The following is a 19,574-nucleotide window of genomic DNA, read 5'->3' as shown; positions in this document are numbered from 1 at the left end:
CATCGAGACGGCTGGCAAATTGATACCACTGCACCCCGACAGTTTTTTCGGGTTTCCATGGCTCAATACCGATCTCGCGACCACCAGCCTCACCAAAAGATGGCAATGGCTAGACCGGGGAGCCCGCGTTTGACACTGACAACCTTAGTCGTGGTCGATCTCGACGCCTTATCCAAAGTCAAGCAGCCGTAGAAAAGTCGCAAATCGTATCGACTTATTCCGCCAGCTTTCAACGCTGGCTGACCAAAATGGGCAACCTTATCACGAATTCGAGAGTGCAATTAACGAAAGTCAAGGATCGCACAAGGGAATCCGACCCATATTCACCCCGCCTCACCAGCAAACGGAGAGTGATCATGTCGCTTGGAATCACCTATACTAAAGCTCGTAGGACACTTGGAGTTGGCTTTGCATTGTTGCTCGGCTCCACTGCCGCGCCCGCACTCGCAGAAGGCCCCACTTTGAGTGAGGAAGCCTTTGACGCATCGAAACAGCTGTATTTTGAACAATGCGCTGGCTGTCACGGTGTTCTGCGCAAAGGCGCCACTGGTAAAAATCTTGAACCGGTTGTGAAGACAACCAAAGCCGACGGCACCGTTGTTGAAGGCGGCACACTGAAGCTGGGTCAGGAACGTCTTGAAAAAATTATCGCCTGGGGAACCGAAGGCGGGATGAACAACTTTTCGGACATCATGACCGAAGACCAGATCCGGGATATGGCAACCTATATCCAAATGGATCCGCCTAAACCGCCAGAAATGTCGCTGGCCCAGATGGAAGCCACTCGCAAAATCTATGTTGAAGAAGCTGACTACCCAACCGAGCCGCTGCACGGCCGCAACTGGGAAAACTTCTTTGTGGTTATCGAGCGTGACGCCGGTAAAGTGGCTGTCATTGACGGCGACACCAAAGAAGTTCTGGTTCACATCCCAACCGGCTATGCGGTTCACGTGATCAAAGCATCTGAGCACCACTCAATCTCCGAGCCTGAGAACCCCGGCCGCTTCTGGTACACTATGGGCCGTGACGGCAAGATGACCAAAATCGACCTCTGGCAGACGCCAGACAAGATGTTGGTTTCAGAAGTCAAAGTTGCCTATGACGCACGCGACGTAGCCGTATCCGGCGACGGCAAGTACATCATCGGTGGGGCATACTGGCCTCCACACTTCGTGATCTCGGACGCTGTCACCATGGAACCGCTGAAAGTTGTTTCAACACGCGGCGTGAACACCGAAGGTGACTATGTGGAAGAAGCCCGCGTGGCAGCGATCTACACCACCCCGCACGAGCCAACATGGCTGGTGGCTGTGAAGGAACTGGGCCAGATGTGGCAGGTCGACTATTCTGACCTGGACAACCTGCGGATCGACAAAATCGACACCTCGCGCTTCTTGCACGATGGGTTCTTTGATCCAACAGGTCGTTACTTCCAGATCGCCGCAAACGCGTCGAACCAGATGGTTGTTGTTGATGCCAAAGAGCGCAAGCTTGAAGCGATCATCGACACTGCCGCATTGCCACACCCTGGCCCTGGCGCCAACTGGATCGACCCGAACTGTGGTCCTGTAGCTGGCACAACTCACCTTGGTGTCGGGACTGTAACTGTCTGGGGCAACGATCCCGAAGGTCACCCTGACCAAGCTTGGAAGACCTGTTACGAAGTTGAAACTGACGGTGCTGGTCTGTTCATCCGGACACACCCGAATTCTGACTACTACTGGGCTGACCAAACCAAGCACCCAGAGCCAGAAATTCAGCAATCAGTTCAGGTTATCTCCAAGGAAACTGGTGAGATTGTGAAAACAATCCAGGTCACTGACACTCCAGGTACCGCTGCTGTGCACTTTGAGTTCAACGCAGATGGCACCGAAGTTTGGGTTTCCAAATGGAACATGTCTGACTCGCTTGAACCAAATGGTGAGATCGTAATCTACGACGCCAAAACTCTTGAAGAGATTGGCCGCGTCAAAGGTCTCTACGCACCAACCGGCAAGTTCAACGTCTACAACCGTTCGAACCACGTCACATAATGTGACCCAAAACCCAATAGGAAGGGCGGGCCAGGCGCCTGCCCTTTCTTTTTGTCAGCGGCATCGAGGCTGGGACGGGTCAGGGAGCCCAAAACCCAACCTCCAATACCGAGCTTTTTGCCCGCTACCACTACCAACACTGATTGGCAGCCCTTTGTATTGGGCCAGCCCAAACCAAAGCCAAGACGGAGCCTGGACATGACCCAGACCAGCGAAGCTGAACCGAAAAAGCCCATCTGGCGGCGCTACTTCCTTTGGGGAATGCCGTTAGCGGGGATCACGGCGGCCTTCATAGCCGGCATTGTGTTCTGGGGCGGTTTCAATACCGCTATGGAAGCGACCAACACGATGCCATTCTGTATCTCCTGCCACGAAATGAAAGATAACGTATACGCTGAATATCAGGGCACCGTCCACGACGTGAACCGCTCTGGTGTGGGCGCAGTTTGTTCTGACTGCCACGTGCCCAAGGACTGGACCCACAAGATGATCCGCAAGATCAAAGCGTCCAAAGAGCTCTGGGGCAAACTGACTGGCAGTATCAGTACGCCGGAAAAATTCGAAACCCACCGGTTGTCGCTCGCAATGAACGAATGGGAGCGGATGAAAGCGACGGATTCGATTGAATGCCGCAACTGTCACGATTTTGAATCGATGATGCCTGAATTCCAGAAGCCACGCGCCCGTCAACAACACCTGAACGCGATGGAAGTAGGCCAGACGTGCATCGATTGCCACAAGGGCATCGCCCACAAAAATGTGCGCGACCGTGCGACTGATGAATACCTCGAGGCTTTGGAAGCGCCCAATCCAGCGTTTATCCGCGAAGTTCCGCAAATCTACCTGGATAGCCTGGCCTATATCGAAGCTGTAGAAGCTGAAGAAGCCGCCGCCGCACGGGCCGCCGAAACTGCCAATCGCGAAGCCGTGCAGGCTCAGATTGCCTCTGCCGTTGATGCGGCTATTGCCGAAGAGCGGGCAGCCGTTGCAGGCGAGGTCACTGAAGCCGCTGCCGGGGATACCGTTGGTGCCGATGTCGACTGGACCACTGTGGCGAGTACCGATCTGACCATGTTCTATCCCGGTCAGGCCTCGTTTGAGTGGGTGCAGAACGGCAAACAGCATGGTGGTGCCCGTCCGCTGACCAAAGGCGGCGATCAATGTACAACCTGCCACGCAGCTGAGCTAGAAGCCATTGGCACCAAAATCGTTACAGGCAGTGGTGGCAAGAACGATGAGTTGGAGCCAACACCAATCCCGGGTAAGCGCAGCATCATCAACGCCACAGTTCAGGCCGCCCATGATGCCGACAATCTCTATGTTCGTATGCAATGGCCGGATGCACCTCACGCCCCTGCCCCCTTTGTTGAAGGTGGCAAGATGGATCCTGAAAACCAGATCAAGGTGGCCATGATGATTTCTGGCACGGGTATCGAAATGGGCGATCAGGTAGGGTGCTGGTCCAGTTGTCATGCTGACAACGCCTATATGCCGTTTGCCCCGGATGCTGACGGGATTGCCGCGAGCGGGGAGGTGGCTTCGCGTCTGGAAGCGACTGGCATGATCACCAAGTACCTGACCGAAAGCCGCACAAAGGTTGAGGTCAAGGGACGTCGTGGCAAACCTCAAGGCGGCTGGGATCAGCTGAAGTCTGCAGAAGAGATCGAACAGTATCTTGCTGATGGCACCTTTCTGGATCTGATGCGCGTCTATGCGGATGGCAGCGGCTCCAACGGCTATCTGCTGGACCGCCGCGTTGAAAATGGCGGAGAGTTTGCCTCGCAGGCGACCCTCTCGGCCGGCATGTGGACCGTAGTGTTCTCGCGGCCGCTGAACTCGGACACACCGGGGGATGTACCGCTTGAACCCGGCAAGTCCTATACCGTCGGCTTTGCGATCCACGATGACTATGCTGATGCGCGGTTCCACCACGTGACGCTGGATACCAGCCTGGCGTTGGATGATCCTGACGCGACGGTCAACGTGGTTGGTCAGTAAACCTAAAACGGCGGCCGGGTGTTCCGGCCGCCGTTCATCCTTCATCGGGGTTTTAATATGCGAACGCCTTCAACTCTGGCTATTACCCTGCTGTCGCTTGCGGCAGCATCTTCCGCTCATGCCGCAGGTAAAGACCCGGCTGCCATCTGTGCCGAGGCCGAGGAACGTTATGTCTCGCTCACTGGCCAGCCCTCGTCCGAAGCAGACGGTGTGGTTGTGGTGACAATGTACAAATACAATTTCTGCCCCGCCCAGATTACCGTTCCGGTGGGGACCACGGTACGCTGGGTCAATGTCGACAAACGCACCAGTCACAGCGTTCTTTCGCCTACCGCTGGCATGCCCGAATCCGATCGCGCCTTTCCAGACGAAAGCGTCGAATTCACATTTCTGACACCGGGCGACCAAGACTATCTATGTGGTCCGCATTGGGAAACCCGCGACATGATCGGCATGGTTACAGTCGAAGAATAGTCCCGCCCAGGACCCGTTATTTCGCAAAACAAATATGCCTTAGCATAAGTCAAGGAAAGCTGGGCCGCCCGGCGGCATTCTGTCCTCATGATACGCCAGGATCTCCAGCATTGCTTTCACCATCAGGTGCTGACCAGCACTGACCACGCGATTGCACCGTGCGTTTGGGGTTCTGCCAAGACAACCACTGGAGCATGCGAGAACCACCATGAACGGTAGAGTATCCCTGATAGGCGCCGGACCCGGCGATCCCGACCTGCTGACCCTGCGCGCGCTGAAAATGATCCAGTCCGCAGATGTCGTTGTCTACGACCGGCTGGTCTCGGACGACATCATGGCGCTTTGTCCAGCAGGGGTCGAACTGATCCCGGTCGGCAAATGCCCCCGCAACCACCCCGTGCCGCAAGATCGCATCAATGAGATCCTGTTTGAGCAGGCCCAGATGGGTCGCACAGTTGCACGGCTCAAGGGCGGCGATCCGATGATTTTTGGTCGCGGCTCCGAAGAGGCGCTGTACCTGCAAAACCGAGGGATCGAGGTCGTCTACGCCCCCGGGATCACCGCCGCGCAAGGCGCATCCTGTTCCACCGGCGTGCCCCTCACCCATCGCGGCATTGCGACCAGCGTACAATATGTGACTGGCCACCGTCAGGCTGACAAGGTGCTGGACCTAGATTGGAAGAGCCTAGCCGACCCTGAAACAACACTTGTGGTCTACATGGGTGTCGCCAACATCGGCCAAATTGCCGTGGGGCTGATGACCGAAGGCCTGCCCGCCAGCACCCCGGTTATGGCAATTTCCAAAGCCACCTCGGCCGACGAAGAGCGCATGACTTCGACACTTGGACTAATCGCGCAGGATGCCCGCGAAGCGGAGCTGCAGCCGCCAACATTGTTCATCATCGGTCAGGTGGTTTCGCTTTATACGGAACGTCACGATGAGAGTATCGTCGAACAGGCAAAGGCCCATGGCTAGCCTCATTCCCAATGTCGCAGCAAAACTCGGGCTGGGTCGAGGCTTGGCCCGGGTGCTGGGAACCGCACTGGTGGTGTTATCCCCAACCGTCATCTCTGCCGACCCGGTTGACCCAGCTGCCCTACAACGGTTCGTCCATCAGGACTGCGGTTCATGCCATGGCTTGACGCTAATGGGGGGGCTTGGCCCCGAAATCACCCCCGAGGCGATGCAGTTCTATGACCGTGACGTTCTGACCACGGTGATCCTTGACGGAATTCCTGACACCCCCATGCCCCCTTGGCGTCCACTGTTGAGCCCACAAGAGGCCAAGTGGATTGCCGATTACCTCCTAACCGGAGAAACGAAATGAAAAAACTCCTCGCCGCCGCCCTTCTGCTTACCTCAACCGCCAGCGCAGAAACTGTTGCCACCGGTGACATGGGCGTTGTTATCGAACGGGCTACCGGATCGGTCCTGCTGGTAGATCAATCAGAACGCGCCGCACTCGCACGGATCGAAGGTTTTGGCGACCTGAGTCATGCCAGTCTGGTCTACTCCCCAGACGAACGCTTTGCCTATATCTTTGGCCGCGATGGAGGTTTGACCAAGCTGGACATCACCACCCGCCAGATCGTCAACCGTGTGATGCAGTCGGGGAATGCCATCGGTGGCGCAATCTCGGACGACGGTAAACTGGTTGCAGTGTCGAATTACGAGCCCGGCGGCGTGCGTGTCTTTGACGCCGATACGCTAGAGCTGGTTCTGGATATCCCAACCGGCGGAAAAACCATTGGTCTGGTCGATGCTCCGGGCCGTCGGTTTGTCTTCACCGTCTGGGACACGGGCGAAACATGGATTGCCGACCTGACAGAGGCCGAACCCCAGATCACCCGCATCCCTGATATGGGCGACCGCCCCTATGATGCGCTGATCACAGCCAATGGACGCACCTATATCACCGGGTTGTTCGGCGAGGACGGTATGACCGCGCTAGACCTGTGGGACGAAAACCCCGAACCCATCCGCGTGCTGCCAAACTATGGTCGCGGACAAGAGGAAATGCCGGTCTACAAGATGCCTCACCTTGAAGGTTGGGCGCTTACGGGCACCGAATTCGTTCTCCCCGCTGTGGGCCACCACGAGGTCCTATGGGTGGATGCCGACACGCTGGAGGAAACTGCACGGACCAAAACCCACGGTCAGCCGGTCTTTGCCATGGCGCGCCCCGATGGGCGGCAGGTTTGGGTCAACTTCGCCCACCCATTGAACGATACAATTCAGGTAATCGACAGCGTTTCCAAGGAAATTATCCACCAGTTCCAACCCGGTCCAGCCGTGCTGCACATGGAGTTCACTCCGCGCGGGCACGAGGTCTGGCTGAGCGTTCGGGACGCCGGAAAGATCATGGTCTACGACACCCGCACCTTTGAAAAGCTGCGCGAGATTGATGCCGAGAGCCCATCTGGGATCTTTTTCACCGCGCGCGCCCACCGGACAGGGTTGTAAGCCATGCAAGGTATTGCCTGCCCTATTGACCGCCGCCTGCTGGATGACTGGCAACGTGATTTTCCAATCACCCCGCGCCCGTTTGAAACTCTTGCCAGTGAACTTGGAATATCCGTTGATGACGTCCTCGCACGCTTGAACGCCATGCAGGCCGCAGGTCGCATCAGCCGAGTGGGTGCCACCATCGCACCCAACGCCATCTCGGCCAGTACTTTGGCCGCTGTAGCTGCGCCGCCAGAGCGGTTGGAAGAAGTAGCTGCAATCATTGGTGAACAGCATGGAGTGAACCACAACTACCAACGCGAAGATGACTGGAACCTGTGGTTCGTGGCAACTGGGCCAGACCGCGCAGATGTGGATGCTTCGCTGAAACAAATACAAGACGCTACTGGTCTACAGGTTCTGGATCTGCGCTTGATGCGTCCCTTTAATGTAGATCTCGGGTTCCGCATGAACGGCCCCCGCCAGCTGGTTCCACCAAGGCCTGTTGACCTTTGCGCACTGCAGGATGGTGACCGAGACCTGTTGCAGGTCCTGTCCCGTGGGATGCCAATCACCGCGCGTTCCTATTGGGATCTTGCGACCAATCTTGGCCGATCTGAGTCCGAAGTGTTGGATCGGATCGAAACGCTGCATGACGCGGGCATCATCTCACGCCTTGGTGTGATTGTGCGCCACCGGGCGCTAGGATGGTCCGCCAATGCGATGGTCGTTTGGGATATTCCTGAACAGCAAGTGCCAGCCGCCGGTCAGGCGCTTGCAGCACTGGAAGGTGTGACGTTGGCCTATGAACGTCGCCCCGTGCCCGGTGTCTGGCCCTATCGCCTATACAACATGGTGCATGCGCGCACACGGTCCGCTGCGCAAGAGGTCATTGATGCAGCAACAGCCCTGCCAGAGTTGGCCGATGCCAAGCACAAGGTGCTGTTTTCCACACGTTGTTTCAAACAAACCGGCGCGCTAATTTCCCGCACCAAAGGAAGGGCCGCGTGATGTTGGACGACACCGACCGCCTGTTGATCAACCGTCTGCAAGACGACCTGCCGCTGTCCTCTCACCCCTTTGCCGAGGTTGGCAAGGAACTCGGTCTGTCCGAGGCCGATGTCATCTCTCGTATCGAGGCCATGAAGGAAACGGGCGCAATCACCCGATTTGGGCCGTTTTTTGATGTCGCAGCCATGGGCGGTGCGTTCTGTCTGTGTGCAATTGCCGTTCCTTCCGATCAATTCGAAAGAGTCATGATCGAAGTCAATGATTTCCCTGAAGTGGCGCACAATTATGAACGCGATCACACACTGAACATGTGGTTCGTGCTGGCCACCGAAACGCCCGAGGGCATCGCGGAAACTGCCGAGCGGATCGAGGAGAAGACAGGGCTGCAAGTGCTGTGTTTTCCGAAACTGCAGGAATTTTTTATAGGCTTCCGGGTAAAGGCATGAGCGTCGAAACAAAGATATCAGATCGCGAAATCATCGCTGCACTTCAGGGAGGTTTGCCAATCGTAGCGGCCCCTTATGCCGAGGTTGCTGGTAAACTTGGCATGTCCGAAGCGGATTTGGTCGCACGAATTGCGGCCATGAAAGACAGCGGTGCAATTCGCCGTATTGCGGCTGCACCTAACCACTACAAGCTGGGAATGGTCGCCAATGGGATGACCGTTTGGGACGTGGAGGACGCTCAGGTGGCCGAGCTTGGCGCACAGATCGGTGCCCTGCCCTTTGTCACCCATTGTTACGAACGGCCCCGCGCCCGAGACCAGGGCTGGCCCTATAACCTTTTTGCTATGGTCCATGGGGACACACCTGACGAGGTCGAAGCCAAGCGCGCTGAAATTGCCGCTATACTTGGCGACGCCTGTCACGGTCACGACATCCTCTATTCCAAGCGTATTCTGAAAAAAACGGGGCTGCGGCTCCGCAAACGAGGGTAATCCCATGTTTCGCATGTCCGAGTACATGACCCAGCTGATCAACCCGACACCCGTGCGCAAGCGACGTGGTGAGGGAATGGTCAAACCGGTGGTGATCTGGAACCTGACCCGTCGCTGCAATCTCAAATGCCGCCACTGCTATACCGTGTCCGCCGATGTGGATTTTCCAGGTGAGCTAAACCAGGAACAGGCGATGGAAACGCTGGAGGATCTGGGTCGTTTCAAAGTGCCCGCGCTGATCTTGTCGGGGGGCGAACCGCTGGACTGCAAATACCTGACCCCGCTGGCCAAACGCGCACGTGAGCTGGTTCGGGTTCTGGCGCTATCAACCAATGGCACCAAGATCCACGGCGATACTGCAGACCAGATTGCCGATATCGGCTATAACTACGTCGGTATCTCGATCGACGGTATCGGTAAAACCAATGACTGGTTCCGCGGTGTCGATGGTGCCTTTGACCAAGCCGTGCGCGGTGTGCGTGCGCTGAAAAAGCGTGGAGTCAAGGTTGGCTTGCGGTTCTGTCTGACCGAAGGCACCCAGCACAACCTGCCCGATCTGCTGCAACTGTGTGACGACGAAGGCGTGGACAAGTTTTATCTGTCGCATCTGGTCTATGCTGGTCGGGGTGACAAGAACCGTGGCGAAGACGCCCACCACCAGCGCACCCGTGCGGGCATGGACATGCTAATCGAACGGGCCTGGCAAGGGCTAACCGGCGCACGCACGCCACTGGATGTTGTCACCGGCAACAATGATGCTGATGCGGGTTACTTCCTTGATTGGGTTAGCCGCAATTTCAGTGCCGAACAAACGGCCCATGTCCGCGACCATCTGGTCGCCTGGGGGGGCAACTCCTCAGGCCTTGGGGTCGCCAACATCGACTTTCTGGGAAAGGTCCACCCCGATACATACTGGTCGGACTATACCGTGGGCAATGTCAAACAAACCCCGTTCACCGAGCTATGGACCGGCGAAGACGCAATGCTGAAAACCCTGCGCACCCGTCCCCGTCCGTTGGAAGGACGTTGTGGCAGTTGCAAGATCAAGGACGTCTGCGGCGGCAACACCCGCATCCGCGCCCTGCAACTGACGGGCAACCCCTGGGCCGAGGATCCGGCCTGCTACCTGAATGACACTGAAATCGGCGTCGACACCTCCGAACCTCGGCTGGAAGTCACTCCGTTCAAAGGAAAAAGCCATGACCCGGCACATCGGTTTTTTGGATAAGACTGCTATGAATTCCCTGACAAAGAAAGCAACCTGGGGCGCGGCCCTGTCCGCGCTGATACTGATTGGCGGCCCTGCTGTTGCCGGCCCCGAAGCGCTGTATCAGGAAAACTGCGCCAGCTGTCACGGTGAAAACCGGCTTGGCGGCACCGGCCCGGCGCTGATCCCTGAAACGCTGAAACGCATGCGCGGTCCTAAGGTGGCCAATGTGATCACCGAGGGTCGCGCGGCAACCCAAATGCCCGCGTTTGCCGAGGACATGACTGCCGACCAAATCACTGAACTTGCCGCTTGGCTGAAGACCCCGTTGGATGAGATCCCCGCATGGGGTGAGGAACAGATCAACGCCAGCCGCGAATTGAACCCGGACTATGTTCAGGTCAACGCGCCGGTCTGGTCGTCAGACCCAATGAACATCACGCTGGCGGTGGAAACCGGCGACCATCATGTTAGCGTGATGGATGGCGATACATTCGAGGTGCTCGACCGCTTTCCAACCCCATTTGCCGTGCATGGCGGGCCCAAGTTTGATCCCAAGGGCCGCTTTGTGTTCATCATGTCGCGCGATGGCTGGGTACAGAAATATGACATTTACGCGCTGAAAGAGGTGGGCCGGGTACGCGCCGGGCTTAACAGCCGTAACATTGCGATGAGCGCAGATGGCAAGTGGCTGGCCGTGGCCAACTATCTGCCCAACACCCTGACTATTCTATCTACTGAGGACCTGACCGTTGCCACCGTGCGTGAGGTCAAAGGCAAGGACGGCACCCCAAGCCGGGTGTCCGCCGTGTATCAGGCGCCGCCACGCGAAAGCTTTGTTCTGGCGCTGAAAGACGTGCCGGAAATCTGGGAAATCTTCTATGGCAAGAACCCACCCCAGTTTGGCTTTGCCCATGACTGGCGCACCGAAGGGCTGGCCCATACCGACATCCCATTCCCGCTGCGCAAGATCACCACGCCAGACTATCTGGACGACTTCTTCTTTGACCAGACTTATGAATACGTCATGGGGGCCTCGCGCAGTGGCGAAGGTGGTCAGGTGATTGATCTGGTGATCGGCCAGAAAGTTGCCGACCTAGACTTGCCCGGCATGCCGCACCTTGGCTCTGGTATCACCTGGAAATACGGCGACACCACCGTCATGGCAACGCCACACCTGAAAGACGGCACCATTTCGGTGATCGACATGAAGACATGGGAAACCGTGAAGCGGATCGAGACCATGGGCCCCGGCTTCTTTATGCGCAGCCATGAAAACTCGCGCTATGTCTGGGCTGATGTGTTCTTTGGTCCGAACCGCGACAAGATGCATGTGATCGACAAGGAAACTCTTGAGATCGTCAAAACTCTGGCACCTGTACCCGGTGCGACCGTCGCCCATGTCGAATTCACCAAGGACGGTAAATACGCGCTGGTTTCGGTCTGGGAAGATGACGGCGAGGTACTGGTTTACGACGCCGAGACACTGGAGATCGTAAAACGTCTGCCCATGCGGAAACCCTCGGGGAAATACAATGTCTGGAATAAAATCACCTTTTCCGAAGGCACCAGCCACTGAAAACTGTAGCAGCCTTGCCCCCCGTGAGGCACTGATCGTGGCCCATGGCCAGCCGGGTGATTCAAACCCGTCTGAGTTGGCTTTGGCACGGCTGGCGGTGCAGGTTCAGGAACGCTTGAGTGGCTGGCGAATTCAGTCTGCCACAATGGCCTGCCCCGGCGCGCTAGAGACTGCGGTCAAGGGCATCGCCCAACGGGCGCTGGTCTATCCATTCTTCATGACCGAAGGGTGGTTTGTCCGAGAGGCACTGCCAAGACGGCTTGCGTCTTTCCCACTCCAATACCTACAGCCTTTCGGAACTGACCCCGAACTACCAACTCTGGCCGCGCTGACGATCTTGCGCGAAATTACTTGGCGCTTCTGGACCCCGGAACTCACACATATCGTTGTGGCAGCACACGGATCGAAACGCAGTGCAAATGCCGCTGTCGCAGCACAGAATTTGGCCGAGGAACTCTCGGAACGACTGCCATGTGCCAGCGTTCAAGTTGGTTATTTGGATCAAGCACCGCATATTTCGCAAACCGCCGCCGACCTGAGCCAGCAAGCGCTCTGCCTGCCTTTCTTTGCCCGTGATGGTGGCCACATCACCAAGGACATCGCCGCCGCACTACAGGACGCGCAGTTTCAGGGGGTGATATTGCCTGTTCTGGGACACCAACCTTTGGTTCCGGACCTGATCGCTCGAGCCCTGGAAACCGCCCATACTTCAGGGGATTGCGCATGAGTCCCACAGCGGGCGAAGGACTCGTTTTCCAGTTTCTTCAGCCCAAATTCTGGCCCGGTTTCTGGAGAACCCCACACCGGCCGTTGATGCTCTGCTCTGTACTGGCAGCACTGGCCGGACCACTGCTGGCCGGAACTGATCCCCAGCTCCACGCCCGTTTGTTAATTTTTGGCTTTGCTGGGGCTGCCATCGGGGCTTACTTGCTCACTGTGTTGCCCGGCTGGACCAAAGAGCGCGCCACCCCTGCACGCATTGGCCTGCTCACATTGCTTTGGGTCCTTGGACGCCTCATGCCGGGGCCCGTTGAAGCACTATATTTTATTGGCCTGTCTGCCACGCTCGCCCCAGCAATATTGCGTACTGGCGTCTATAGCCGCCTCTGGGCTCCTTTGGCCCCTGCACTGCTTGCACTTGCGACATTACTGCCCGACCTTCCAACAGAGAGCATCCCGCTTATGCTTGCGGCGCTGATTGCAACAGTTGGCGCGCGCGCGTTACCTGCCTTTTTAGCTAGCGCTACGGGTCACTCTCAACCGGCGGATAATTTAGCCCTCTACCTCGCTGCGCCGCTTCTTATCCTTGGCACCGCAGTTCTACCGCACCCTGGTTGGCTCATGCTGGCGGGCCTTATCTTACTTTGCCAAATGCTCCGCTGGCCGCTCCTTGCGCCTCCTTTGGATGCGATGTTGCTGCCGCCCTGGCTTTGGCTGATCACATCACTTTTGATGATGACAACGTCTGCTGTACCGCCCTCTTTTGCGCTTCATATGCTGACCATCGGGGCAATCAGCGGGATGATCCACGCCTTTTTATCCCGCATTTTTGCCCTACGCACTGCGACTGCTCTGATCGCCCAGCCCGCCAGCCTCATCGCAGCCGCCGCGCTCCATGCGGCGACATTTGCACGTCTGATGGATTCAGTACCATTGGCACTTGTGCTCTGGATCATCTGCTGGGGTATCACCCTCATCCAGCTCATCAATCATTGCCGCCGACCGCCGCAGATCCCTGTTTTTGTCGGCTCGCGAAAGAACAAACACACACAAACAAAATCGACGCGTCCCTAACGCAGGGCGCGTCGACCTATACCTATGCTGTTGCGACCCCGGAGGGTCACAGACTTGCTTTTATTGCGCAGCAATGGGCCCGCGGGCGATTTTGCAACGTTCCCAGAGAGAGCCAAGCGCCTCGACCAAATGGTCGATATCCTCGGCTGAGTGCACTGGGCTTGGTGTGATCCGAAGACGTTCAGTTCCCTTGGGCACAGTTGGGTAGTTAATTGGCTGAATGTAGATGCCAAACTCTTCCAATAGCGTATCAGAGATAAACTTACATTTCACCGGATCGCCAACCATCACTGGTATGATGTGGCTCGGGTTCGCCAGATGCTCGATTCCAATTGCGTCTAGCCGTGCGCGCACCTCAGCCACGCGTTCCTTCTGCTGGTCCCGCTCTGCTTGCGACGATTTCAGGTGCTTCACCGAAGCCGCTGCACCTGCCGCCACCGCAGGCGGCAAGGCAGTGGTGAAAATAAACCCGCTGGCAAAACTGCGTACAAAATCACATAGCGCAATACTGGCCGCTATATAACCGCCAACCACACCAAAGGCTTTGCCCAGTGTGCCCTCAATCACCGTTAGCCGATCCATCAGGCCCTCGCGTTCGGCAATGCCGCCGCCTCGCGGACCATAAAGCCCAACCGCGTGTACCTCATCCAGATAAGTCATGGCGCCAAATTCATCGGCAATGTCGCAGATCTCCTTGATCGGTGCGATGTCACCGTCCATCGAGTAAACCGATTCAAAGGCGATCATCTTAGGCGCATTTGCCGGTGCTGCCGCAAGCTTGGCCCTCAGGTCGTCGACGTCGTTGTGTTTCCAAATCACCTTTTCCGCGCGAGAGTGGCGGACACCTTCAATCATGCTGGCGTGGTTTAGAGCATCGGAAAAGACAATCAATCCAGGGATCTTGGCTGCCAATGTCCCGATCGCAGCCCAGTTCGAAACGTAACCAGAGGTGAACAACAGAGCCGCCTCTTTGCCGTGCAGATCCGCGAGTTCCTTTTCAAGCAGCACATGCGCATGGGTGGTGCCTGAAATATTACGGGTTCCCCCAGCCCCAGCACCGGAACGATCAAGCGCGTCATGCATCGCCTCGAGTACAGCAGGATGTTGCCCCATGCCAAGGTAATCGTTGGAGCACCAGATCTTCACCTCGCGTTTGGTTTCACCATCGGTTTGACCAGCCTGAGGGAATTCACCCCGACGGCGTTCCAGGTCAATAAAAACCCGATAGTTCCCTTCGTCTTTCAAATCTTGCAGGCGATCTTCGAAATAGCGTTCGAAATCCATTTTCTGGCCTCCGGTGGCTGATTTTGGTTGTTCTATTTGACTCGGATCATGGTCCGGGGCGCCAGCCGCATCCATGACTAAGGTCAAGGTTGCAGCGATCGAGAGACATTTGGGCGCCGCATACAGAAGGAAAGGTGCTTCCTGTGGTTGCGCTTTTGGCTCTTAAATTCACGAAGGCCTGTCCGCAAACGGGGCCGGAAACCGAGGGGATCCCAAACTGTGGCTCATGAGCACTACAAGGCAATCGCGCGCAATTCACTGTTAATCCGTTCACTGCCAGAACAGCACATAGAGACCCTGCTCTCGCATGCACATTTTCGTCATTATGAACGTGGTGAAAATATCTTTTTGCAAGACGAAGAAGCCACCGCAATCCATGTTGTGATTGACGGCTGGGTTAAACTGTTCCGGGTCGCCCCGAATGGCGCCGAAGCAGTCGTAAGTATCTTTGCATGTGGCGAGAGTTTTGGTGAGGCTGTGGCACTGAGGGGCAACAATTACCCTGTATCAGCCGAAGCCGTAACCGCTGCCGAGGTGATGCACATCCCTTCCTCGCTTCTGATTTCCCTGATGAAAGAAGATCCTCAGATTGGTCTGTCCATTCTAGCCTCGACCTTTATGCATCTACATTCGCTTGTCGAACAGTTGGAGCAGTTAAAGGCCCAAACCGGGGCACAGCGCGTGGCAGAATTCCTATTGACCCTATGCCGGTCCAACAGTGGCCCATGCGAAGTCATTCTGCCCTATGACAAGGTGTTGATTGCCGGGCGTCTGGGGATGAAGCCTGAAAGCCTGAGCCGGGCATTTGCACGCCTCAAGACAGCCGGCGTACAGATCAAGAAAAACCACGCCGCAATTGCGGACGCAAAACGACTTCGCGAATATACTGAAGACGATCCAGCGGATGCATGGAACAAGGCGTAAGTACAGCGGACTGATTGAAGGGTGATAGCCCCACCGCCTCTGCCGGCCGATCCAGTGGCATCCATCTCATATAGGATTGGGCCCTTTGTAAGACCAGCGGTAGGCCGGAGGTGTTGGTCCCTTGTTTCGACCGCCCTGCTCCATCTGCTCCCAGGCATGGGCGATTACACCCACTGAACGAGATAGGCAAAACAATCCACGAGCCAAAGGTCCAGCAAAACCCAGTTCCGCATAAATGACCGCGGTTGCACCATCGATGTTCATCGGAACAGCTTTGCCTTTGCGGGAGTTGAGAGTGGTTTGAAGGCTGCGGCCAATTTCGGCAAACCGGCCACTGACAACACCATTTTTTGCCGCCTCATCAACCAAGCCTAACAGCCGGGGCGCGCGGGGATCTTCGGGCTTATGAAAACGGTGCCCAAAACCCGGTACGAATTTCGTGTGCTTGGATTGCCAGAGGTCGATCATCTCTGCGGTTGCCGCAGCCAAGTCCTGTCCGCCCTGAACGGCGTCATCAATCCAACTATATAGCTCAACCGCTTGTTCCCCTGCGCCGCCGTGCACGTCATCCAGCATGTTGACCGCCGATGCCATCGCCCCGTTCAGACCTAATCCGCAGGTCACTGCCATCCGGGCTGTTGCAATCGATGGCGCTTGAGGTCCGTGATCAACAGCCGCCACTAGAGCGCATTCCAGCAATTTGGACTGTGCGTCCGTTGGCAAGGCGCCACGGGTCATCAGCCAAATCATTTGTGGGAACGTTACATTTCCGATTAGATCCTGGATTGGGTGACCGCGGAACCGGATCTGCCCGGGCACCATGTCAATGATTTCGGTTGTCCACCAGTCGGACACATCGCTGCGCAGATTGCTCATACCGCCCCGTCCTTTTTCAAGTTATTCAATTCATCTTCTGACAACCCCAGTTCCCCCCAGATCTGCACGTTATGCTCACCTAACAGCGGTGGCGGCGCATCTGTTGTGGGGGCCTCGCCGTCGATCTTGATCCCTGTTGTTGCCACTTGGATGTCGCGGCCGACGCCCGGCACATTTTCGAACTCGCACAAGAAACCGCGGTCCGCGATTTGCGGCATCTCCAGTATCTCGGGGACCGTCAAAACCGCTCCCGCGGGAACACCAATCCGATTCAGTTCTTTGGCCCAGTCGCGTGCAGGTCTAGTTTCCAGAACGGACTCAAGCTCGGCTTTAAGCGCCAGTCGGTTTCTCTTGCGCATTTCACGGGTCGCATAGGCAGGATCCTCACAAAGATGCGAGAGCCTCAGATGTGCGGCCAACAGCACCCATTGTTCATCCTTGTTCGCCGCAATATTGATCAGCCCCTCCCCTGCTCTAAAGGCACCCGAAGGCGCAGAGGTGATGTTTTCATTGCCATTTGCAGAGGGTTCGACACCGGCGATCAGGTGATTTGATACCACCCAACCCATCGTCGCCAACACCGACTCGAGCATGGAAACATCAATAAAGCTGCCTCGGGGCGAGCTGTTCAGAGCCGCGGCAATGGCAAAGGCGGCGGTCATGCCTCCAACGGTGTCAGCAACCGGATACCCAACTCGCAAAGGTGCGGATTCACTATCGCCTGTGATCGACATGACGCCCGAAGCGCCCTGAATAATCTGATCATAGGCTGGGCGATGCACCCAGGGACCATCCTGCCCAAAGCCAGAAATTGCACAATAAACCAGGTCCGGCTTTAGATCCTTGAGCACCTCATATCCGACTTCCAAACGATCCATTACACCCGGTCTGAAATTTTCAACCACAACATCTGCTGTCTTTACCAAGCGCAAGAACAGCGCCCTGCCCCGCGCGTGCTTAAGGTTGACGGTGACCGATTTTTTACCGGCATTCTGCGCAAGAAATGACACCCCCATCCCCACTGCATTCAGCTCTGGATCAGCGCCCAGTTGGCGCGCCAGATCCCCCCGGCCTACTGCTTCTACTTTGATGACATCGGCACCAAGATGAGCAAGCTGGTGGCAGCAAAACGGCCCGGCCAGAACATTGGTTAAGTCAAGAACGCGAATGCCTTCTAGCGGTTTAGACATAAGATGCCCCTTTGCGTACCTTTTCGCCCAACATCAGGAATGGCAGGACCATAAATTCGGTTGGGCATGTCTTGGAAAATCCGTTCTATCTAGCAGAACAAAGTTGCTCACATCAGAACGGTATGATAAAAACCAGGTAAATGTCAAAGGCAAGAACTGGGGTCAAAAGATGACCGAGGCAAAGGGTGTGGAAGCCGTTGATCGCGCGTTGAAAATTTTGAACTGTTTTGACGCTGGCACAGTGGAACTCAGCTTGGCTGAGCTGTCGCGCCTTACCGGATTTTACAAAAGCACTATCCTTCGCATTGCAGTTTCATTGGAGAGATTCGAATTTCTGGTTCGTGGGGACACTGGACTGTTCCGGCTTGGAACAGCGGCTGGTCGGCTGGGCGCCTTCTACCGTCAGACCTTTGATCTCGCCGAAGTTGTACGCCCCCAGTTAAAAGCACTGTGCGACGCCACAAATGAAACTGCTTCTTTCTATATCCGAGAAGGTGAAAGCCGGATCTGTCTCTACCGGGCTGAGCCGAAGCGTGCCATTCGGCATTCAATCACTGAAGGAGCCAGCATGCCACTGGTACATGGTGCGAGCGGTAAAATCCTATTGGCCTTTTCTGGTGCTAAAACGAAGCAGGCGACCGAAATCAGAACTCAAGGCTTCTGTAGTTCTTTTGGTGAGCGAGATCCCGAAGTTGCAGCTATTTCTCTGCCTTTGCTTACAAGGTCCGGCCGCCTTGTCGGTGCACTGGCCGTTTCTGGCCTGATCACGCGGTTTAGTGACGATGCGCAAAAAACTATGCTTGAGTTGCTCAAGACAAGCCAAGCACGTCTTGCCACACAGGTTTTAGACTAACCAGGCCAAAAGGAAACACGCCCTTCTTCCATGTTTTTGACCTTAAGACAGCTTGGCCTGAGTTTGAGAAATCGTGTACGCACAAGGTGATAATCAAGCGCCTCATGGTGTCAATTTCCTCAAAATTTTGCTCAGGCATGCTCAAAAAGTTCTGTTAAATCACCGAGCATCAAGGCACCCTGCGAACTAAACCATCAAACCTATGTACAGATCAAAAGATCGAGTGCCCGCTTAAAGATTGCTCACCTTCATCTCTGTCCAATGTTCTCGAAACGTTTGAGCAGCCCCAGTTAAGTGATCCAATTTGAAAGTTAGTGTATTGTCGGCCCTTGGACCTTCTGGAGGATGACCTCTGGCGCGGGTGGACAGTATCCCAGAGCACTATGTGGTCGTTTGGTGTCGTAGTGGTTCCTCCAGCTTTCGATGATGATTTGGGCCTCACGAAGCGAGTAGAAGATTTCACCGTTCAGCAATTCATCCACTGCCCGGCAGTGCATGTTTACATGCATAAGAGGGGCGCATCGCCCATTGAAGCTCTCGCAGTATCCGTTCTCCCAGGGCGATCCAGGCTCGATGTAGGCCGTCTTAGCTCCACCGGCTTTGATCCAGTTTCTAACCGCTTCCGCAATAAACTCGGGACCGTTGTCTGATCGAATGTATGCGACCAGGCGGTCTTCATCAGCACGCCCCTGTGGTAATCACCGTTGCGTGGATCGGTGTTGACTCAAGACGCGACAAACGCGACGTTCGGAAGCGTTCATCTGGCTACGCACAAAGTCGCTGCAAGCAGGGTGACGCGAGGGGTTCAGAAGTTTCCCTTGGCGGCCTCCGACAGGATCAATTTGTCCAGAGTCAGATCCGATACTTCCCGGCGCAGGCGCTCATTCTCCCTCTGGAGCCGCTTCAGTTCCTTGAGTTGTTCTGTGCCCATTCCGCCGTACTTCTTCTTCCAGCGATAATAGGTTTGT

The 19,574-nt window shown here is 56.1% G+C and carries 18 protein-coding genes and 1 pseudogene; 15 read left to right on the top strand and 4 right to left on the bottom strand.

Annotated elements, in window-relative coordinates; translation table 11 throughout:
- Window positions 1-356 precede the first annotated feature (356 nt).
- From GO984_RS19080 to GO984_RS19020, 13 genes are all read left to right on the top strand, one after another.
- The gene (locus GO984_RS19080; RefSeq protein ID WP_157024182.1) at window positions 357-2,033 is read left to right on the top strand and encodes a cytochrome D1 domain-containing protein; all 1,677 of its coding nucleotides are present in this window, start codon (window positions 357-359) and stop codon (window positions 2,031-2,033) included.
- Between the two features lie 198 nt (window positions 2,034-2,231).
- Window positions 2,232-4,031: a NapC/NirT family cytochrome c gene (locus GO984_RS19075; RefSeq protein ID WP_157024181.1), complete on the top strand. Its 1,800-nt coding sequence runs from the start codon at window positions 2,232-2,234 to the stop codon at window positions 4,029-4,031.
- 57 nt (window positions 4,032-4,088) lie between these two features.
- On the top strand, window positions 4,089-4,505 hold the full coding sequence (locus tag GO984_RS19070) for a cupredoxin domain-containing protein (protein ID WP_157024180.1): 417 nt from the start codon (window positions 4,089-4,091) through the stop codon (window positions 4,503-4,505).
- Between the two features lie 208 nt (window positions 4,506-4,713).
- Window positions 4,714-5,481: a uroporphyrinogen-III C-methyltransferase gene (gene cobA / locus GO984_RS19065; RefSeq protein WP_157024179.1), complete on the top strand. Its 768-nt coding sequence runs from the start codon at window positions 4,714-4,716 to the stop codon at window positions 5,479-5,481.
- The gene (locus tag GO984_RS19060; protein ID WP_157024178.1) at window positions 5,474-5,833 is read left to right on the top strand and encodes a c-type cytochrome; all 360 of its coding nucleotides are present in this window, start codon (window positions 5,474-5,476) and stop codon (window positions 5,831-5,833) included. The genes cobA and GO984_RS19060 overlap by 8 nt, the downstream gene beginning before the upstream one ends.
- Window positions 5,830-6,969 carry a cytochrome D1 domain-containing protein gene (locus GO984_RS19055; RefSeq protein WP_157024177.1) on the top strand — a complete coding sequence of 380 codons (1,140 nt, stop codon included), beginning with the start codon at window positions 5,830-5,832 and terminating at the stop codon, window positions 6,967-6,969. The genes GO984_RS19060 and GO984_RS19055 overlap by 4 nt, the downstream gene beginning before the upstream one ends.
- Window positions 6,970-6,972: 3 nt before the next feature.
- Window positions 6,973-7,962 carry a siroheme decarboxylase subunit beta gene (gene ahbB / locus GO984_RS19050; RefSeq protein ID WP_157024176.1) on the top strand — a complete coding sequence of 330 codons (990 nt, stop codon included), beginning with the start codon at window positions 6,973-6,975 and terminating at the stop codon, window positions 7,960-7,962.
- Window positions 7,959-8,408: an AsnC family transcriptional regulator gene (locus GO984_RS19045; RefSeq protein WP_167740424.1), complete on the top strand. Its 450-nt coding sequence runs from the start codon at window positions 7,959-7,961 to the stop codon at window positions 8,406-8,408. The genes ahbB (GO984_RS19050) and GO984_RS19045 overlap by 4 nt, the downstream gene beginning before the upstream one ends.
- Complete coding sequence (gene ahbB, locus GO984_RS19040) at window positions 8,405-8,899, top strand: siroheme decarboxylase subunit beta (RefSeq protein WP_157024175.1); 495 nt, start codon at window positions 8,405-8,407, stop codon at window positions 8,897-8,899. Before GO984_RS19045 ends, ahbB (GO984_RS19040) begins: the two co-directional genes overlap by 4 nt.
- Window positions 8,900-8,903: 4 nt before the next feature.
- Window positions 8,904-10,127, top strand: coding sequence for a heme d1 biosynthesis radical SAM protein NirJ (gene nirJ, locus GO984_RS19035; RefSeq protein ID WP_157024174.1), 1,224 nt, complete (start codon window positions 8,904-8,906; stop codon window positions 10,125-10,127).
- A gap of 7 nt (window positions 10,128-10,134) precedes the next feature.
- Window positions 10,135-11,685, top strand: a complete 1,551-nt coding sequence (locus GO984_RS19030; protein WP_157024250.1) for a cytochrome D1 domain-containing protein — start codon at window positions 10,135-10,137, stop codon at window positions 11,683-11,685.
- Window positions 11,642-12,412 carry a sirohydrochlorin chelatase gene (locus GO984_RS19025; RefSeq protein ID WP_157024173.1) on the top strand — a complete coding sequence of 257 codons (771 nt, stop codon included), beginning with the start codon at window positions 11,642-11,644 and terminating at the stop codon, window positions 12,410-12,412. The genes GO984_RS19030 and GO984_RS19025 overlap by 44 nt, the downstream gene beginning before the upstream one ends.
- On the top strand, window positions 12,409-13,479 hold the full coding sequence (locus tag GO984_RS19020; protein WP_157024172.1) for an NnrS family protein: 1,071 nt from the start codon (window positions 12,409-12,411) through the stop codon (window positions 13,477-13,479). Before GO984_RS19025 ends, GO984_RS19020 begins: the two co-directional genes overlap by 4 nt.
- A 60-nt stretch (window positions 13,480-13,539) precedes the next feature.
- Here the strand turns inward: GO984_RS19020 and hemA are convergent, their stop codons facing one another.
- On the bottom strand, window positions 13,540-14,763 hold the full coding sequence (gene hemA, locus GO984_RS19015; RefSeq protein WP_157024171.1) for a 5-aminolevulinate synthase: 1,224 nt from the start codon (window positions 14,761-14,763) through the stop codon (window positions 13,540-13,542).
- A gap of 219 nt (window positions 14,764-14,982) precedes the next feature.
- Between hemA and GO984_RS19010 the strand changes: the two genes are divergently transcribed.
- On the top strand, window positions 14,983-15,687 hold the full coding sequence (locus GO984_RS19010) for a cyclic nucleotide-binding domain-containing protein (RefSeq protein ID WP_167740423.1): 705 nt from the start codon (window positions 14,983-14,985) through the stop codon (window positions 15,685-15,687).
- A 66-nt stretch (window positions 15,688-15,753) separates the two neighbouring features.
- Here GO984_RS19010 and GO984_RS19005 read toward each other — a convergent pair whose 3' ends face one another.
- Window positions 15,754-16,563, bottom strand: a complete 810-nt coding sequence (locus tag GO984_RS19005) for a citryl-CoA lyase (protein ID WP_157024169.1) — start codon at window positions 16,561-16,563, stop codon at window positions 15,754-15,756.
- A complete protein-coding gene (locus tag GO984_RS19000; RefSeq protein ID WP_157024168.1) occupies window positions 16,560-17,753 on the bottom strand; it encodes a CaiB/BaiF CoA transferase family protein in 1,194 nt (397 codons plus the stop codon). The genes GO984_RS19005 and GO984_RS19000 overlap by 4 nt, the downstream gene beginning before the upstream one ends.
- Before the next feature lie 169 nt (window positions 17,754-17,922).
- Between GO984_RS19000 and GO984_RS18995 the strand changes: the two genes are divergently transcribed.
- Window positions 17,923-18,606: an IclR family transcriptional regulator gene (locus GO984_RS18995; protein ID WP_167740422.1), complete on the top strand. Its 684-nt coding sequence runs from the start codon at window positions 17,923-17,925 to the stop codon at window positions 18,604-18,606.
- A gap of 311 nt (window positions 18,607-18,917) precedes the next feature.
- On the opposite strand, the pseudogene GO984_RS18990 reads toward GO984_RS18995, so the two are convergent.
- Window positions 18,918-19,574, bottom strand: a pseudogene (locus GO984_RS18990) (integrase core domain-containing protein); the annotation flags it as partial.

Origin of the sequence: Parasedimentitalea huanghaiensis (genome assembly GCF_009753675.1) — a bacterium.
GTDB classification, from domain to species: Bacteria; Pseudomonadota; Alphaproteobacteria; order Rhodobacterales; family Rhodobacteraceae; genus Parasedimentitalea; species Parasedimentitalea huanghaiensis.
The sequence above is the reverse complement of the archived record's forward strand: the minus strand, read 5'-3'. Positions and strand labels throughout refer to the sequence as shown.

Excerpts from the sequence above, each read along its gene's own strand:
- GO984_RS19080 (WP_157024182.1), top strand. The coding sequence starts at position 357 with ATGTCGCTTGGAATCACCTATACTAAAGCTCGTAGGACACTTGGAGTT.
- GO984_RS19025 (WP_157024173.1), top strand. The coding sequence starts at position 11,642 with ATGTCTGGAATAAAATCACCTTTTCCGAAGGCACCAGCCACTGAAAAC.
- hemA (WP_157024171.1), bottom strand. The coding sequence starts at position 14,763 with ATGGATTTCGAACGCTATTTCGAAGATCGCCTGCAAGATTTGAAAGAC.
- GO984_RS19000 (WP_157024168.1), bottom strand. The coding sequence starts at position 17,753 with ATGTCTAAACCGCTAGAAGGCATTCGCGTTCTTGACTTAACCAATGTT.
- nirJ (WP_157024174.1), top strand. The coding sequence starts at position 8,904 with ATGTTTCGCATGTCCGAGTACATGACCCAGCTGATCAACCCGACACCC.
- cobA (WP_157024179.1), top strand. The coding sequence starts at position 4,714 with ATGAACGGTAGAGTATCCCTGATAGGCGCCGGACCCGGCGATCCCGAC.
- GO984_RS19005 (WP_157024169.1), bottom strand. The coding sequence starts at position 16,563 with ATGAGCAATCTGCGCAGCGATGTGTCCGACTGGTGGACAACCGAAATC.
- GO984_RS19075 (WP_157024181.1), top strand. The coding sequence starts at position 2,232 with ATGACCCAGACCAGCGAAGCTGAACCGAAAAAGCCCATCTGGCGGCGC.
- GO984_RS19055 (WP_157024177.1), top strand. The coding sequence starts at position 5,830 with ATGAAAAAACTCCTCGCCGCCGCCCTTCTGCTTACCTCAACCGCCAGC.
- GO984_RS19060 (WP_157024178.1), top strand. The coding sequence starts at position 5,474 with ATGGCTAGCCTCATTCCCAATGTCGCAGCAAAACTCGGGCTGGGTCGA.
- GO984_RS19030 (WP_157024250.1), top strand. The coding sequence starts at position 10,135 with ATGAATTCCCTGACAAAGAAAGCAACCTGGGGCGCGGCCCTGTCCGCG.
- ahbB (WP_157024175.1), top strand. The coding sequence starts at position 8,405 with ATGAGCGTCGAAACAAAGATATCAGATCGCGAAATCATCGCTGCACTT.
- GO984_RS19070 (WP_157024180.1), top strand. The coding sequence starts at position 4,089 with ATGCGAACGCCTTCAACTCTGGCTATTACCCTGCTGTCGCTTGCGGCA.
- ahbB (WP_157024176.1), top strand. The coding sequence starts at position 6,973 with ATGCAAGGTATTGCCTGCCCTATTGACCGCCGCCTGCTGGATGACTGG.
- GO984_RS19020 (WP_157024172.1), top strand. The coding sequence starts at position 12,409 with ATGAGTCCCACAGCGGGCGAAGGACTCGTTTTCCAGTTTCTTCAGCCC.
- GO984_RS18995 (WP_167740422.1), top strand. The coding sequence starts at position 17,923 with ATGACCGAGGCAAAGGGTGTGGAAGCCGTTGATCGCGCGTTGAAAATT.